General features: G+C 73.9%; 16 protein-coding genes. 15 read left to right on the top strand and 1 reads right to left on the bottom strand.

The genetic code is table 11. The annotated features are described in order from the left end of the window. The 5 genes from thrB (at position 1) to E7Z53_RS20770 (ending at position 6,617) form a co-directional block, all read left to right on the top strand. A complete protein-coding gene (thrB, locus tag E7Z53_RS08560) occupies positions 1-951 on the top strand; it encodes a homoserine kinase (RefSeq protein ID WP_144835948.1) in 951 nt (316 codons plus the stop codon). Positions 952-1,276: 325 nt separating this feature from the next. Next, positions 1,277-3,472, top strand: a complete 2,196-nt coding sequence (gene rho, locus E7Z53_RS08555; RefSeq protein WP_176337599.1) for a transcription termination factor Rho — start codon at positions 1,277-1,279, stop codon at positions 3,470-3,472. Positions 3,473-3,580: 108 nt separating this feature from the next. Continuing rightward, positions 3,581-4,663 (top strand): peptide chain release factor 1, encoded by a 1,083-nt coding sequence (gene prfA / locus E7Z53_RS08550; protein ID WP_095651910.1) that lies wholly within the window; start codon positions 3,581-3,583, stop codon positions 4,661-4,663. A 14-nt stretch (positions 4,664-4,677) separates the two neighbouring features. Next, on the top strand, positions 4,678-5,577 hold the full coding sequence (prmC, locus tag E7Z53_RS08545) for a peptide chain release factor N(5)-glutamine methyltransferase (RefSeq protein WP_109222119.1): 900 nt from the start codon (positions 4,678-4,680) through the stop codon (positions 5,575-5,577). Further along, complete coding sequence (locus tag E7Z53_RS20770; RefSeq protein WP_306460802.1) at positions 5,574-6,617, top strand: L-threonylcarbamoyladenylate synthase; 1,044 nt, start codon at positions 5,574-5,576, stop codon at positions 6,615-6,617. The genes prmC and E7Z53_RS20770 overlap by 4 nt, the downstream gene beginning before the upstream one ends. 49 nt (positions 6,618-6,666) lie before the next feature. Here the strand turns inward: E7Z53_RS20770 and E7Z53_RS08535 are convergent, their stop codons facing one another. Then, complete coding sequence (locus E7Z53_RS08535; protein ID WP_031283606.1) at positions 6,667-7,638, bottom strand: NAD-dependent epimerase/dehydratase family protein; 972 nt, start codon at positions 7,636-7,638, stop codon at positions 6,667-6,669. 238 nt (positions 7,639-7,876) lie between these two features. On the opposite strand from E7Z53_RS08535, the gene E7Z53_RS08530 reads away from it, so the two are divergent. From E7Z53_RS08530 to E7Z53_RS08485, 10 genes are all read left to right on the top strand, one after another. Further along, positions 7,877-8,794 carry a glycosyltransferase gene (locus E7Z53_RS08530; RefSeq protein ID WP_035928850.1) on the top strand — a complete coding sequence of 306 codons (918 nt, stop codon included), beginning with the start codon at positions 7,877-7,879 and terminating at the stop codon, positions 8,792-8,794. 4 nt (positions 8,795-8,798) lie between these two features. Further along, complete coding sequence (locus E7Z53_RS08525; protein ID WP_017833267.1) at positions 8,799-9,638, top strand: glycosyltransferase; 840 nt, start codon at positions 8,799-8,801, stop codon at positions 9,636-9,638. 70 nt (positions 9,639-9,708) lie between these two features. Further along, positions 9,709-11,637, top strand: coding sequence for a polysaccharide biosynthesis protein (locus E7Z53_RS08520; protein ID WP_017833266.1), 1,929 nt, complete (start codon positions 9,709-9,711; stop codon positions 11,635-11,637). After that, a complete protein-coding gene (locus E7Z53_RS08515; protein ID WP_260987103.1) occupies positions 11,634-12,746 on the top strand; it encodes an MraY family glycosyltransferase in 1,113 nt (370 codons plus the stop codon). Before E7Z53_RS08520 ends, E7Z53_RS08515 begins: the two co-directional genes overlap by 4 nt. Beyond that, positions 12,743-13,177, top strand: a complete 435-nt coding sequence (locus E7Z53_RS08510) for a hypothetical protein (protein WP_176337598.1) — start codon at positions 12,743-12,745, stop codon at positions 13,175-13,177. The genes E7Z53_RS08515 and E7Z53_RS08510 overlap by 4 nt, the downstream gene beginning before the upstream one ends. Continuing rightward, positions 13,174-13,563 (top strand): AtpZ/AtpI family protein, encoded by a 390-nt coding sequence (locus tag E7Z53_RS20275; RefSeq protein ID WP_017833263.1) that lies wholly within the window; start codon positions 13,174-13,176, stop codon positions 13,561-13,563. Before E7Z53_RS08510 ends, E7Z53_RS20275 begins: the two co-directional genes overlap by 4 nt. A 33-nt stretch (positions 13,564-13,596) precedes the next feature. Beyond that, positions 13,597-14,391: a F0F1 ATP synthase subunit A gene (atpB, locus tag E7Z53_RS08500; RefSeq protein ID WP_017833262.1), complete on the top strand. Its 795-nt coding sequence runs from the start codon at positions 13,597-13,599 to the stop codon at positions 14,389-14,391. Positions 14,392-14,505: 114 nt separating this feature from the next. Beyond that, positions 14,506-14,709 carry an ATP synthase F0 subunit C gene (gene atpE, locus E7Z53_RS08495; protein WP_017833261.1) on the top strand — a complete coding sequence of 68 codons (204 nt, stop codon included), beginning with the start codon at positions 14,506-14,508 and terminating at the stop codon, positions 14,707-14,709. Between the two features lie 47 nt (positions 14,710-14,756). Continuing rightward, positions 14,757-15,308, top strand: a complete 552-nt coding sequence (locus E7Z53_RS08490; RefSeq protein ID WP_031282934.1) for a F0F1 ATP synthase subunit B — start codon at positions 14,757-14,759, stop codon at positions 15,306-15,308. Further along, positions 15,308-16,120 (top strand): F0F1 ATP synthase subunit delta, encoded by an 813-nt coding sequence (locus tag E7Z53_RS08485; protein ID WP_095651711.1) that lies wholly within the window; start codon positions 15,308-15,310, stop codon positions 16,118-16,120. The genes E7Z53_RS08490 and E7Z53_RS08485 overlap by 1 nt, the downstream gene beginning before the upstream one ends. Positions 16,121-16,264: the final 144 nt, after the last annotated feature.

Raw genomic sequence — 16,264 nt, 5'->3', positions numbered from 1 at the left:
ATGTTCGAGATCGGCCAGCGGGTGGCGGTGAGCGTCCCCGGTTCCACCGGCAACGTGGGCCCGGGCTACGACAGCCTGGGCCTGGCCCTGGGCCACTACGACGACCTCGCCGTCACCGTGACCGGCGGCGGCCTCGAATTCGAGCTGCACGGGGAGGGCTCCGCGTCCGTGCCCCGGTCCGCGGAGCACCTGGTGGTCCGCGCCATGCGGGCCGCCTTCCGGGCCGCGGGCGTCGAGGAGCTGCCGGGGCTGCGGCTCGAGGCGACCAACCGGATCCCGCACGGCCGCGGGATGGGCTCGAGCGCCTCGGCCGTGGTGGCCGGCGTGCTCGCGGCGAACGCGCTGCTGCCCGCGGAGCGCGCCCTCGACGACCGGCGACTGCTCCAGGTCGCCGCCGCGATGGAGGGCCATCCGGACAACGTGGCCCCCTCCCTCTTCGGGGGGCTCGTGATCTCGTGGACCGACGCGGACGGCTACCGCAGCGCCCCCGTGACCGTCCACGAGGACGTCGTGCCGGTGGTGGCGATCCCCGACTTCGAGGTCCCCACCCGCCTCGCCCGCTCCCTGCTGCCCGCGACCGTCCCGCACCACGACGCCGCGGTCAACGCCGGGCGGACGGCCCTGCTCGTCGAGGCCCTCACGCGGCGACCCGAGCTGCTGCTGCCCGCCACCGAGGACCGGCTGCACCAGCCGTACCGGGCCTCGGCCATGCCCCCCAGCGCCCGGCTGATGGCCGCGCTGCGGGCCCGCGGGCTGCCGGCCATGATCTCCGGGGCCGGGCCGACCGTCCTGGTCCTCGCCGGGGACCGGGACCAGGCGCAGGAGACGGAGCAGGCCCTCGCGGAGCTCGCCGCCCCCGGGGCCGATTCCGTCTCCTGGCGTGTCCTCCGTCTGCGCGTCGACGGTCAGGGTGCTAAGCTGGAGAGGCACCCGCAGCAGATCCAGGGGTAGGAGACCGCGCCCGGCGCGGCGAGGACAGCGGGCATCATGAGGGGCAGCGCCCCGGTCGGATGCCCCGGGGTCCTCGGCTCCACCGCCTCAGATCCTCCGGTGATCCCCCGCCGGCACCGGCTTCTTCGATGCCGTCGGCGCCCCGGCCCGCACCGACACGGACCGGAGCGCACCATGATCTCCGGGTGACACCTTGTTCGCCCAGGCTGCCGCGCCCTGAAGTGCGCCCCGCCGCAGGCGGCCCGCGATCGCGGCCCGCCGGGAACCATCCACGGTCCTGGACTCTGAGATCCATGGGCCCCCCACCGAGGGAGAAGGACACTTCGTGACCGAGACCACCGACCTTTCCACGGGTACGGAAGAGACCACCACCAGCGACCCCCGGAACGCGGGACTGTCCGCGCTCAAGCTGGCCCAGCTGCAGGCGCTCGCCTCCCAGCTCGGGATCACCGGCGCCCGCCGGATGCGCAAGAGCCTGCTGGTCGACGCGATCGCCGCCCACCAGCGCGGCGGCGCCGTCGCCGACCGGGACCAGGCCGTCGAGCAGAAGATCGCGCAGACGGTCGAGAAGACCGCCGACGGCGGCGCCGACCAGGGCACCGCCCCGGCCGCCGCCACGACCGGCGAGGACTCCTCCGCCGCGCAGGGCGCCGACGGCGGCCAGCCGCAGCGGCGCTCGCGCTCCCGCCGCGCCACGAGCACCGGTGTGGTGTCCGTCCCCGCGCAGCAGGGCTCCGAGCAGCAGGACGCCGCCCAGCAGAGCGCGGCGCAGGGCGCCACCGAGCAGCAGCCGGCCGACCACCCCGCTCCCGCCGAGGACTCCTCCGGCGCCGAGGGCGAGGGCGGCCGCAACCGCAACCGCAGCCGCCGCAACCGCAACCGCGACGACAACGGCCAGGTCAACGGCGGCCAGGACTCCGGGCAGGAGACCGACGAGGCGCGCTCCTCGGCCGAGGGCCGTGACGACGACCAGTCGAAGCAGGACCGGAGCCGCAACCAGAACCGCGGCCAGGACAACCGGGGCCAGGACAACCGCCAGGACAAGGGCGGCCAGGACCGGGGCGACGGCCGCGGCCGGCGCGACGGCCGGTCCGAGGGCGGGAAGTCCCAGGACGGCAAGGGCCAGGACAACCGCCAGGACAGCCGCCAGGACAAGGGCGGCCAGGACAACCGGCAGGACAAGGGCGGTCAGGACAACCGCCAGGACGATGGCGGCAGCCGCCGCAGCCGCCGCAACCGCAACCGCAACGACCGCGACCGGGACCGCAGCGACCGCAACGACCGCGCCGAGCGCAACGAGCGGCGCAACCGCCGCGGGCGCAGCACCGGACCCGAGGTCGACGACACGGAGTTCACCGAGGACGACGTCCTGCTGCCCGTCGCCGGCATCCTGGACGTGCTCGACAACTACGCGTTCGTGCGCACCTCCGGCTACCTCCCCGGCCCGAACGACGTCTACGTCAGCCTCGCCCAGGTCAAGAAGCACAACCTGCGCAAGGGCGACGCCGTGGTCGGCGCCATCCGCGCCCCCCGCGACGGCGAGCAGCAGAACGCCACGCGGCAGAAGTTCAACGCGCTGGTCCAGCTCACCACGGTCAACGGCAAGAAGACCGAGGAGAACAAGGACCGCGTGGACTTCGGGAAGCTGATCCCGCTGTACCCGCAGGAGCGCCTGCGCCTCGAGACGGAGCCCAAGAAGATCGGGCCCCGCGTCGTCGACCTCGTCGCCCCCATCGGCAAGGGCCAGCGCGGGCTGATCGTCTCCCCGCCGAAGGCCGGCAAGACGCTGATGCTGCAGGCGATCGCCAACGCGATCACCACGAACAACCCCGAGGTCCACCTCATGATGGTGCTCGTCGACGAGCGCCCCGAGGAGGTCACGGACATGCAGCGCACGGTCAAGGGCGAGGTCATCGCCTCGACCTTCGACCGCCCGGCGGACGACCACACCACGGTCGCCGAGCTCGCGATCGAGCGCGCCAAGCGGCTCGTGGAGATGGGCATGGACGTGGTGGTCCTCCTGGACTCCATGACCCGCCTGGGCCGTGCCTACAACCTCTCGGCCCCCGCCTCCGGCCGCATCCTCTCCGGCGGCGTGGACTCCGCGGCGCTGTACCCGCCGAAGAAGTTCTTCGGGGCGGCCCGCAACATCGAGAACGGCGGCTCGCTCACGATCCTCGCGACCGCCCTCGTGGAGACCGGGTCCAAGATGGACGAGGTCATCTTCGAGGAGTTCAAGGGCACCGGCAACATGGAGCTGCGCCTGTCCCGCTCGCTCGCGGACAAGCGGATCTACCCGGCCGTGGACGTCAACTCCTCGGGCACCCGCCGCGAGGAGAACCTCCTCTCCCCGGACGAGATCAAGATCATGTGGAAGCTGCGCCGCGTCCTCTCCGGGCTCGACCAGCAGCAGGCCCTCGAGCTGCTCACGAACAAGCTGCGGGACACCCAGTCCAACACCGAGTTCCTGCTCCAGGTGCAGAAGACCACGCTGTCGGCCCGCGCCGAGAGCGACCGCTAGCACGCCCCCGCCGCCGCGGCCCCGACCGGTTCGACCGGACGGGGCCGCGGCGGCGTCGTCGTGCCCACCACCGCCCGACCCTCTCCGCTGCCTCCGAAGGAGCGCCCCATGCCGGATCCCATCCAGTCCCTGCTCGACGAGCACGCCGAGCTGCAGCGCCAGCTCGCCGACCCCGCCGTGCACGCGGAGCAGGGCAGGGCGCGCAAGCTCGGGCGCCGCTACGCCGAGCTCAACGGCATCGTCGAGGCCCACCACCGGGTGCACCGCCTCGAGGAGGACCTGGGGGCGGCGCGCGAGCTCGCCGCCGAGGAGCCCGAGTTCGCGGAGGAGATCCCGGCCCTCGAGGAGCAGCTCGCGGCGGCCCGCGAGAAGCTGCGCCGGCTGCTCGTCCCGCGCGACCCCGACGACGGGCGCAACGTGATCCTCGAGGTCAAGGCGGGGGAGGGCGGCGACGAGTCCGCGCTCTTCGCCGGGGACCTGCTGCGCATGTACCTCAAGTACGCGGAGTCCCGCGGCTGGAAGACCGAGTTCATCTCGACCAACGACTCCGACCTGGGCGGCTACAAGGACGTGCAGGTGGCGATCAAGTCGAACGCCACGGACCCCGCCGAGGGCGTGTGGGCGCGGCTGAAGTACGAGGGCGGGGTGCACCGCGTCCAGCGCGTGCCCGTCACCGAGTCGCAGGGCCGGATCCACACCTCCGCCGCGGCGGTGCTCGTCTTCCCGGAGGTCGACGAGCCCGAGGAGGTCGAGATCAGCCAGAACGACCTGAAGATCGACGTCTACCGCTCCTCGGGGCCCGGCGGCCAGTCCGTGAACACCACGGACTCCGCGGTCCGCATCACCCACCTGCCCACCGGCATCGTGGTGGCGATGCAGAACGAGAAGTCGCAGCTGCAGAACCGCGAGGCCGCGATGCGGGTGCTGCGCGCCCGCATCCTGGCCCACCAGCAGGAGCAGATCGACGCGGACAACGCCGCGCAGCGCCGCTCCCAGGTCCGGACCATGGACCGGTCGGAACGGATCCGCACCTACAACTTCCCCGAGAACCGGATCAACGACCACCGCACCGGGTACAAGGCGTACAACCTCGACCACGTCATGGCGGGGGACCTCGAGCCGGTCGTGCGTTCGGCCATCGAGATGGACGAGCAGGCCCAGCTCGAGGCCATCGGCCAGCAGGACGGCTGAGCGGGGGCCCCGGGATGACGAGGTCACTGGGCCAGGCGGTGCGCTGGGCGGAGCAGGTGCTCGCCGAGGCGGGGATCGACTCCGCGCGCACCGACGCGCTGCTGCTCGCCGGCCACCTCACCGGGCTGTCCCGGGGGGAGGTCGAGGCGAGAGCCATCATCGGCGGGGACGAGCCCGCGGGGTACGCGGAGCTCGTGGCCGAGCGCGCCCGCCGGATCCCGCTGCAGCACCTCACGGGCGTCGCCCACTTCCGTTACCTGACGCTGGCGGTCGGGCCCGGGGTGTTCGTGCCCCGGCCCGAGACGGAGACCGTGGTGCAGGCCGTGGTCGACGAGCTGCGCGAGCAGCTGGCCGCGGGCGTGCACCGCCCGCACGTGGTGGACCTGGGCACGGGCTCCGGGGCGATCGCCGCCTCGGTGGCCCACGAGGTGCCGCAGGCCCGCGTGCACGCCGTGGAGCTGTCCGGGACCGCCCACGCCTGGGCGGCCGAGAACCTGCGCGGGACGCGCGCGGAGCTCGTCCGGGGCGACCTGCGCACCGCGTTCCCGGAGCTCGAGGGGCGCTGCGACGTGGTGGTCTCCAATCCGCCGTACATCCCCGCGGACGCGGTCCCGCGCGAGCCGGAGGCCCGGGAGCACGACCCCGACCTCGCCCTGTACGGGGGCGGAGAGGACGGGCTCGAGCTCCCGCGGGCGGCCCTGGCCTCGGCCCTGCGGCTGCTGCGCCCCGGGGGGTTCTTCGTCATGGAGCACGCCGAGGTGCAGGCCCGCGCCGTGGCGCACGCCTTCCGCGCCGCGGGCCTCGAGGACGTCGAGGGCCACCAGGACCTGACGGGCCGGGACCGGGCCACGGCCGGCCGGACGCCCCTCCAGGGCCGTGCCCGCACGACCGGAATGGGAGAATGGACGCCGTGAACTCCACCGTCTACGACTGCAGCAGCATCGCCCAGCGCACCGCCGGGCTCAAGCACGCCGCGCGCGCCCTCGCGGCCGACGCGTGCGTGGTTCTGCCCACCGACACCGTCTACGGGATCGGGGCCAATGCGTTCTCCGCCCGGGGCGTCGCGACCCTGCTCGCCGCCAAGGGCCGGTCCCGGGCCATGCCCCCGCCCGTGCTCATCGCCCACGCCGGGGTGCTCGACGGCCTGGCCGACGAGGTCTCCGACGACGCCCGCGCGCTGGCCCGGGCCTTCTGGCCCGGCGGCCTGACCCTGATCTTCCACTCCCACCCCTCGCTGGGCTGGGACCTGGGGGAGACCCACGGGACCGTGGCCCTGCGGGTGCCCGACGACGAGCTCGCCCAGGCGCTGCTCATCGAGAGCGGCCCGCTGGCCGTGTCCTCGGCCAACCGCACCGGCCACCCGGCCGCCTCGACGGCCGGGGCCGCGGTGGACATGCTCGGGGACTCCGTGGAGCTCTACCTGGACGGCGGCCCGCGGCCGGTCGGCGGACCCGCCGACCGGGACCCGGTCCCCTCCACGATCGTGGACTGCACGGGGGAGACCCCGCTGCTGGTGCGCCACGGCACCGTGAGCCTGGCCCGGCTGCGCTCGGTGGTGCCCTCGGTGGTGCCGGCGGACGGCGACGAGGAGCTCGACAGCGCTCCCGCGCCGGGTGCGGGACCCGCGGAGCCCGGCGCCGGCCGCCCGGCGGCCTCGGGATCGCACGCCGTGAGCGAGCCCGATCCGGAGGCCGTGCCGCCCGCGGCGGAGCCCGCCGACCCGGCGGGCGCGGCCGCACCCGCGGACCGGCAGCCTCCGGCGCCCGGGCCGGCGCGGGCCGCGACGGCGCAGGGACTGGCCGCCGCGCTCGTGGCGCGCTCCGCGGCGGGCGCTCGCCCGGCCGTGGACCAGGACCGCACGCGCGTCCAGCGGCCCGGGGCGCCGGGGCAGCCGCGGCCGCTGCCGGTCGAGGAGGCCGCCCGGCTCGTGGCTCGGGGCAGCGGCGAGGCCTGAGGCCCGTCCCGGGAGCGGCCCGGCGCGGCCCCGAGCAGCTCTGCGGGGCTCAGCCCCGGCCGGCGGCCAGGTGCGCCTGGCGCAGGACCTCGCTGATCCGCGGCTCGGGGACCGCGTCGTGCTCCTCCGCCCAGCCGCGCACCTGGCGCTGACCGAACCAGGTGACCTCGAGCCGGCGGAACACGCCGTGCCACCGGTGCCCGGCCAGGGCCGAGACCGCGAACCCGGCGTCCACGACGAGCCGGCACAGCAGCACGGGGAGGTGGCGCGGCTCCCGGCGGCCCGCGTCCCGCAGGATGGAGCCGGTCGTGGCGCCCTCCCAGGGCTGCAGCACGACCGGCGGCAGCGCCTCCCCGTGGCGCCCGACCCGGGAGACGAACTCGGCCAGGGCGTGCACGGACGTCACCGGGGTGGGCGCGCCGCCGTCGCCGGCCACCGAGCTCAGCGGCGAGGACGCGAAGCGGGCCAGCCGCGCGGTGGTGCGCCGGCCGGAGCCCTGCACCGAGGTCGCGCGCAGCACCGTGATCGCGGGTGCTCCGTCCTCGCCCGCCCAGTCGCGGCGCAGCTTCAGGAGCGCGCTCTCGCCCAGGGCCTTGGAGAAGGAGTAGGGGGAGAACGGCCGGACCGTGGGCGTCTCGTCGAGGACGTCGACGTCGCCCTGGACGGCCGCGGAGCTGACGTGCACGATCCGGCGCACGCTCGTGCGGCGCGCCGCGAGCGCCACGAGCACCGGCAGCAGCGCGTTCGCCCCCACGAGGGACTCCTCGTGCGTCTGGTCCGGGGCCGCCAGGCCCGCCGCGTTGACGACCACGTGGGCACCGGCGAAGGACTCGGCGAGGTAGTCGATGACGGACTCGAGCCGGCCGGCCTGCTGGAGCAGGTGGTGGACCGTGCGCGCCCCGGACCCCAGCCGCGGCGCGGAGACCGGGACCACCGTCTGGCCGTCCGCCTGCAGCCGGGCCACGGTCGCGGAACCCACGAACCCCGTCGCTCCCAGGACTGCCCACGTCGTCGATGTCACGGTGCTTCCTCTCTGCCGGTCGCTTCCGGTCGCCGTCGTCCGGGCCCGGATTCCTGCGCTCATCGTACAGACCGGCCCACCGCCGGGGCGGGGCGACGCGGCCCGCCGGCCCGGCCGTCCGGGCGCCGCTTGCTAGACTCGGCACGTTCCGCCGCCCGCCCGCGGCACCGTGCCGGACCCCGCACCCGTTCCCGCACTGCCCGTCACCGCACAGCCCGTCACCCCCTGGAGGAGCCGCATGCCGTCCGACCCCACGCCCACCCCCACGGTGGCGGTGGCCTGCGTGACCCAGGACCGGCACGAGGACGTCCTCGCGCTCGTCGCCGCGCTGCGGGAGCAGACGGTCCCCATCGCCTCCCTGTGCCTCGTCGACGCGGGGCGCGAGGCGCTGCCGCGGGAGGTGCTCGAGGAGGCGATCGGCGGCCGGTTCGCGCTCGAGCTCGTGCGCTCCCTCGCCAACCTGGGCGGGGCCGGCGGGTTCTCCCTCGCGATCCTGACCGCGCTCGCCACCGGTGCCGACCGGGTGTGGCTCATGGACGACGACGCCCACCCGGAGGGCCCCGACTGCCTCGAGATCCTCCTGCAGGAGGCCGCGCGGCGGGAGCTGTCGGTCGTCTCCCCGCTCGTCGTGGCACCCCAGGACCACGGCGCGCTGGCCTTCTCCTACCGCCTCGAGGGGCGGATCACCCACTCCCGGGCGGACCTGGAGCCGCTCGGCTTCCTGCCCGGCTACGCCACCTTCTTCAACGGCGCCCTGATGGCCGAGCACGTCTTCTTCACGGTCGGGCTGCCGGACCTCAAGCTCTTCCTGCGCGGCGACGAGGTCGACTTCCTGGTGCGGCTGCGCCGCTCCGGGCTGCCCTTCGGCACCACCACCCGCACCGCCGTGGCGCACCCGCCGGGCTGGGACGAGGAGCACGTCGTGGTCCCCGGCCGGCTCAAGGTCGTGGTGCCCGGGACGGAGTTCAAGCGCGAGCACTTCTTCCGCAACCGGGGCTGGACCACGTGGCGGTACAAGCGGGTCGTCCAGCTCGGGGCCGACCTCGTCGGCTACCCCCTCTTCTACCTCCGCCGGCGGGACGTGCGCGGTCTCGCGTCCTGGGCGAGCCGCTACGCCGGCGGGATGCGCGGCCGCGGCTTCGGCGGGCCGCGGTGACCCCGTGAGCCCGCACCCCCCGCTCGAGTTCTCCGTGCTCATGCCCGTCTACCGCGCCGACACCGCGGAGCGGGTGCGCCGGGCGGCCGAGTCGGCCACCGTCGAGCAGCGGCGCCGGCCCGCCGAGCTCGTCGTCGTGCGGGACGGCCCCGTCCCCGCGGCGCTGGAGGCCGAGCTGGACCGCCTGGTGCGCGAGCTCCCCGTGCCCGTGGTGCGGGTCGACCTGGAGCGCAACGAGGGCCTCACCGCGGCGCTCACCGCCGGCCTGGACCGGTGCCGGCACGACGTGGTGGCCCGCGCCGACGCCGACGACGTCTCCTACCCCCGCCGCTTCGCGGTGCAGCTGCCCGTGATCGAGGCCGGGGCCGACCTGGTGGGCTCGTCGATGCACGAGATCGGCGACGACGAGCGGACCCCGATCGCCCTGCGCCGCGCACCGGTGGGGGAGCGGGACATCCTCTCCGTCTCCCGGCGCCGCAACCCCGTGAGCCACCCGACGGTGGTGTTCCGGCGCTCGGCGGTGCGGGCGGCCGGCGGCTACGAGCACGTGCCCCTGGCCGAGGACTACTGGCTGTGGGTGCGGATGCTGCGCGCGGGCGCCGACGTGCGCAACGTGGCCGAACCGCTGGTCGGCTACCGGGTCTCGGCGGGCTCCTACGAGCGGCGCGGCGGATGGCGCGTGCTCCGCGCGGAGCTCGCCCTCCAGGCCCGCCTGCGCGGGATCGGCCACGTCGGGTTCCTACAATGGGTGCGCAACGTGGTGGTGCGCGGCGGCTACCGGTTCGTCCCCACCCGGCTCCGGGAGCTGGCCTACCGGGCCATGGTCGGCGCACCCCGCCCCTGACCGTCCCGCACCGGCACCATCCCCGCCCGGCCCCCCGGCTCCGGCACCGACCACGAAAGGAACTTCTGCGATGAGTGGTTCGCCCGAGCGCACCGCCGGCACGGCGGTGCCCCCCGGGGGTCCCGCCGCGGGGTTCCCGCCCCGCGGCGCCCCGCAGGACAGGCCCGTGGCGTGGCTGTGGATCCAGATGCTGCTGGACTCCGTCGCCTGGGTCGTGGCCCTCGTGCTCGCCCTGGTGCTGCGCTACGAGATGGAGCTCCAGTTCATCAGCGCCCCCGGGCTGCTGCTGGTGTCCCTCGTGGCCGTGGCCGCCCAGCTCGTCGTCGGCTTCTCCTTCGCCCTGTACAAGGGGCGGTACTCCTTCGGCAGCTTCGACGAGGCCAAGCTCCTCGTGGTGGTCACCCTCATCGTCACGGCCGTGGTCCAGGTGCTGCTCCTGGTGGTGGGCACGAGCATCGGCATCCCGCGCTCCACCGCCCTCATCGCGTTCCCCTTCGCGTGCCTGTTCATGGCCGCCTTCCGCTACCTCAAGCGGATGTACCAGGAGGCCTCCGCCCGTCCGGGCGCCTCCGCCCAGCACGTGGTGGTCTACGGCGCCGGCTACCTCGGGACCTTCCTCATCCAGCGGATGATGCAGGACCCGCACTCGGAGTTCCTGCCCGTGGCCCTGCTCGACGACGACCCCGCCAAGAAGCACCTGCGGATCTCCTCCGTGCCCGTGCTCGGCACCCTGCACGACCTCCGCGACGTCATGGCCCGCACCCGCGCCTCGGTGCTGATCGTGGCGATGTCCGGCGCGGACCCCCGGATCATGCACCGGGTCGCGGACGCCGTGGCCGGCACCGGGATCCGGGTCATGACCATGCCCCCGCTCGGCGAGGTGCTCACCGCCAAGCACCAGGGCGCGGACTTCCGGGACATCAGCATGGAGGACCTCATCGGCCGCCGCCCCGTCGACATCGACGTCGAGGAGATCGCCGGCTACGTGAAGGGCCGCCGCGTCCTGGTGACCGGCGCCGGCGGCTCCATCGGCTCCGAGCTGTGCCGCCAGCTCGTCGGCTTCGAGCCCGCCGAGCTGATCATGGTGGACCGCGACGAGTCCGCGCTGCAGGGCACCCAGATCTCCATCACGGGGCGCGGCCTGCTCGACGGCCGCGACACCGTCCTCGCCGACATCCGCGACCCGGAGTCCGTCGGGGCGATCTTCCGCGACCGCCGCCCCCAGGTGGTCTTCCACGCGGCCGCCCTCAAGCACGTGTCCCTGCTCGAGCAGTACCCGGACGAGGCGTGGAAGACCAACGTCGTCGGCACCCTCAACGTGCTGCAGGCCGCGGAGGAGGCGGAGGTCGAGGTCTTCGTCAACATCTCGACCGACAAGGCCGCCAACCCCACCACGGCCCTGGGCCACTCCAAGCGCGTCGCCGAGAAGCTCACCGCGTGGATGGCGGACCGCACCGGGCGCCGGTACGTCTCGGTGCGCTTCGGCAACGTCTTCGGCTCCCGGGGCTCGATGCTCCCCCTCTTCACCGAGCAGATCCGGCAGGGCGGCCCGATCACGGTGACGCACGCGGAGGCCACCCGCTACTTCATGACCATCCCGGAGGCCTGCCAGCTCGTGATCCAGGCGGGGGCGATCGCCCGCGGCGGCGAGGTGCTGATCCTGGACATGGGCGAGCCCGTGCGGATCATGGACATCGCCGAGCGGCTGCGCGTGATGAGCGGGCGCGAGGACATCGAGATCGAGATCACCGGGCTGCGCCCGGGGGAGAAGCTGCACGAGGACCTGATCGGCCTCGGCGAGAAGGACGAGCGGCCCTTCCACCCCAAGATCTCCCACGCGCGCGCCGACCGCCTCGACCCCGCCCAGCTGGACCGGCACACCTGGAAGGTGCGCGGCGGCATGGTCTACACGGGCACGATCCCCGTCGTCAGACCGTCCACGCAGCCGCCGCCCACGTCGGTCCAGCGCCCGCGCAGCTCCTCGGGGCGGGCGTCGTGAGCCCGGCCCCGATCGTGCTGCTCCCCGCCGGGCTCGACCTCACCGACCCGGGCGCCGCCCCCGACCCGGAGGAGCTGCGCCGGCTCGGGGAGCTCGTCCTCACGGTCGGTGTCCCTGCCCTCGTGCTCAGCCTCCTGCTGCCCCTGGCCGTCAAGCCGCTGCTCGCCCGGTGGGGCGTGCTCGACGTCCCCAACGAGCGCTCCTCCCACCACCGCACGGTCGTGCGGGGCATGGGCCTGGCCGTGGCCCTCGCCGTGCTCGCCGCCTACGGCTCCGCCCTGCTCACCGGCGCGATCGAGGTCGACCGCTCCGTCGCGCTCGTGGTCCTGGCCGTGACCGGGCTGTTCGCCGCCCTCGGCTGGGCCGAGGACTACCGGGGCGTGTCCGTGCGGGCGCGCCTGGCCGCGCAGCTGGGCATCGGCCTGGCCGCCACGGCCGTCCTGGTCGCGGTCCTCGGCACCTCCGCCTGGTGGCTGCCCGTGGGCACCCTCGCGATCGCCGCCTACGTGAACATGGCCAACTTCATGGACGGGATCAACGGCATCTCGGGGCTGCACGGCCTCGCCGCGGGGCTGCTGTACGCCTGGGCCGGCGCCTCCAACGACCTGCCGTGGATGATCGCCGCCGGCCTGGCCGTGGCGGGCGGCTTCGCCGGGTTCCTGCCCTGGAACCTCGGCCGCGGCACCGTGTTCCTCGGCGACGTGGGCTCCTACCTGCTGGGCGGCTCGCTGGCCGGCATCGCGGTCGCGGCCTTCCTCTCCGGCGTCTACGTCGAGTACCTCCTGCCCCCGCTCGCGGTCTACGTGGCCGACACCTCCGTGACCCTGCTCCGCCGCGTCCGCGCGGGGGAGGCCTGGTACCGGCCGCACCGCCAGCACGTCTACCAGCAGCTCACCGACGTGGGCCTGTCCCACACGGGCTCCGCGCTCGTCGTCACGGCCGCGACCGTCCTCGTCAGCGTCGCCTCGGTCGTGGGCCTGCGCACGGGGCCCGTCGCCACGGCCGTGGCCGGCGCGTTCGTGCTGGCGGTGCTCGCGCTCTACCTGGTGCTGCCCGCGCTGCTCGGGCGCCGTGCGGGCGTCCGCTCCCGGACGGGGACCCGCCCGTGAGCGCGGCCCTGCTCAGCGTCCTGCTCGGCGCGGGGCTGATCACCGCGAGCCACCTGGTGACCGTGCTCGTGGCGCGGGCCACCGCCGGGACGGACGGGCCGGTCGCCGCCCCCGTGCTCGCCGCGACGTACGTGCTGAAGGTGCTCCTGCTCGGCTGGGTCCTGCTCACCGTGCCGGCCCCCGGCTGGCTGGTCCCGGGCTGGGGCGCGGCCGGGGTGCTGGCCGCGCTCGTCGTCTCGCTGGCGCTCGCGGCCCGCGCCGGCGCCCGCGGCACCCGCACCAGCCTGGAGCCGGTGCTGGAGGCCCGGCGGCGGGCAGCGGCCGAGCACCCGGACGGCCCGGGCGCACCCGGCCCCGCCGGCGACGGCACGCGCGACGGCAGGACCCCGGACGACAGGAAGCAGGACGACCATGAGCACGGACGACCATGAGCGCGGATGACCGCGACGACCCGGCCCGCCCGGACGGGACGCCCCCGCCGGAGGAGGGCCCCGGGGCCCCGCAGGACGGGCCCGGGGAGCGCCCCGGACTGCGCACCGCGGGGGAGCTCGTGGAGGGCGGAGGGCTTTCCGGAGGTCTCACGACACTCCTCTACGTGGTGATCGGGATGGGGTTCTGGAGTTTGGTAGGGTGGGGTGCGGATCGCGTGCTGGGAACCCGGTGGATCGTGGTCCTGGGAGCGTGCATCGGCGCCGCCTCCGGGATCTACGTCGTGTACCTCCACATGCAGGAGGGGTTGCGTCGCAGCCTGACCTCCGATGGGCGAGATCCACACAACCCGCACCAGTCCGGCCCGGACTCGGCGCCCCGACCGTGACCACCGGCCAGAGCACTGCAGAAAGGACCCGCATTGAACGCCGCCCTCATCAGGCTCCCCGCCACCGGAGGATTCACCGCCCCGACCGTCGAGGAGATGCACCTGCCGCCGTTCTTCGCGCTGGGCACCTTCGAGTTCGGCAAGCAGACGCTGCTGATCCTCCTGTCGGTCGTCCTGATCGCCGGCTTCTTCATGTGGGCCATCCGCCGCAACGCGCTCGTCCCGTCGAAGTCGCAGTACCTCGCGGAGAGCGGCTACGGGTTCGTGCGCAACCACCTCGGCCGGGACATCATCGGTGAGAAGGAGTTCCGCCCCTACGTCCCGCTGCTGTTCACGTTCTTCTTCTTCATCCTGGTGAACAACCTGTTCGGCTCCATCCCGGTGCTGCAGCTGCCGACCCTCTCCCACGCGGGCTCCGCCTACGTCCTGGCCGGCATCGCCTACGTCACCTGGGTCTTCATGGGCATCAAGCGCCACGGCCTCGGCGGCTTCATGGGCAAGATGACCATGCCGCCGGACGTCCCGAAGCTGCTCTACATCTTCCTCATCCCGATCGAGTTCCTCTCGAACCTGATCATCCGCCCGGTCACGCACGCCCTGCGTGTGTTCGCCACCATGTTCGCCGGTCACCTCGCCCTGATGGTCGCGGCGTCCATGACGGGCTACCTGCTCTCCCAGGCCAGCGCCATCAGCGTCGTCGCCCTGGGCTCGACCGTGCTCGGCGTGTTCATCTACTTCCTGGAGATCCTGATCCAGGTCCTCCAGGCCTACATCTTCACCCTCCTCTTCGCCGTGTACGTCCAGGGTGCCCTGCAAGAGGGCCACTGACGCCGGTGGAGTAGCCCCGGCCCCGGCCGGACCCCGCAGTCCATCCTCGAAATGTTCAGAGCCGACACGGCTACGACGCCCGGCCCCCGGGCACCTAGAAAGGAAATACCCCTCATGACTGGTTCGCTCAGCGCTATTGGTTACGGTCTGGCTGCCATCGGCGGTGGCATCGGCGTGGGTCTGATCTTCGCCGCGTACATGCAGTCCGTCGCCCGCCAGCCCGAGTCGCAGCGCGTGCTCCAGCCGATGCTGTTCTTCGGCTTCGCCGTGGTCGAGGCCCTCGCGATTCTGGGCTTCGTGCTCGCGTTCATCGCCTGAGTGCCTGACCAAGTACACGTCCTTCTGAGAGAACAGGAATCGCGCACATGACACTGTTGCTGGCAGCCGAGGAAGGGGCGAACCCCCTCTTCCCCAACGTCTGGGAAATGCTGATCACCGGCATCGGGTTCCTGATCCTGCTCTTCCTCGTCGTCAAGTTCGTCGTGCCGGCGTTCGAGCGGGTCTACCGTGAGCGCACCGAGGCCATCGAAGGTGGCCTGGCCAAGGCGAAGGCCGCGCAGGCCGAGGCCGCCGCCGCCCGCGACGAGTACAACCAGCAGCTCGAGAGCGCGCGCCTGGAAGCTCAGAAGATCCGCGAGGAGGCCCGCCTCGAGGGGGAGAAGATCCTCGCGGACTTCAAGGACCGGGCGAACGCCGAGTCGGCGCGCATCACCGAGAATGCCCACCGCACCATCGAGGCGGAGCGCTCGGCGGCCGTGGTCTCCCTGCGCAACGAGGTGGGCGCCCTGGCGACCACGCTCGCGGCGAAGATCGTGGGCGAGTCCCTCGACGACGACGCCCGGTCCAACCGGGTCGTCGACCGTTTCCTCGCCGACCTCGAGCAGGAGCAGGAGCGGAACGCAGGTGCGGCGCGGTAATGGCAGACGCAGCGAACGAATTCACCCAGCAGAGCGCTCGTGAGGTCGAGCGCTGGGCCGGCTCCGCCAGCCCCGCGCTCGCCCGTGAGCTGTTCGCCGTGCTCGCCATCCTCGACGAGAACGGCGCCCTGCGGCGCGCGCTGGCCGACCCCTCCTACGAGGGGCCGCGGCGCGAGCAGGTCGTGCGCCGGATCTTCGCCGACAAGGTCTCCCCGGACGCCGTGGAGATCGTCGCGCACCTCGCCGGTCGGCGCTGGAGCGACGACCGCGAGTTCGCCGACGCCCTCGAGCACGCCGGGGTGTCCCTCACCGCGGCGTCCGCCGAGAACCGCGCCGGACTCCAGGGCCTCGAGCAGGTCGTGGACCAGCTGATCGCGTTCAAGGGGGTGCTGGACGGCTCGCACGAGCTGCAGCGCGCCCTCAGCGACCAGCGCGCCGGGGTCGAGGCCAAGACGCGACTGGCGCACCGGCTGACCCCGGGCGCCTCGGACGAGGCACTGCTCCTCGTGGAGCAGGCCGTGCTCTCGCCGCGCGGAGCCCTGGTCGGCCGTCTGGTCGAGCGCTTCGCGGAGGAGGTGGCGGCCCGCCGGCAGCGGTGGATCGCGCACGTGACCACGTCGCGACCGCTGACCGAGGACCAGCGCGGCCGGCTGCAGCAGCAGCTGAACTCGCTGTACGGCAAGGACCTCAAGCTCACCGTGGACGTCGATCCGGCGCTGCTCGGCGGGCTCAAGGTGCAGGTCGGCGAGGAGGTCATCGACGGTTCCGTCGCGGCCCGGCTCGACGAGCTGCGCCAGCGGATCGGCGCCTGAGCGCCGGGGGCGCCCACGCCGCCGCCGCGGGCGGGCGCCCCACCGGCCGAACGGCAGCAGCCGGTGGACCAGCGCAGCGTTCCGCCACAGATTTGGACTCACGGTCACCGCTGACGGCAGTGATCACGAACTAGGAGAGCAGGG

The organism is Kocuria salina (genome assembly GCF_013368965.1).
Lineage (GTDB): Bacteria > Actinomycetota > Actinomycetes > Actinomycetales > Micrococcaceae > Kocuria > Kocuria rosea.
The sequence above is the reverse complement of the archived record's forward strand: the minus strand, read 5'-3'. Positions and strand labels throughout refer to the sequence as shown.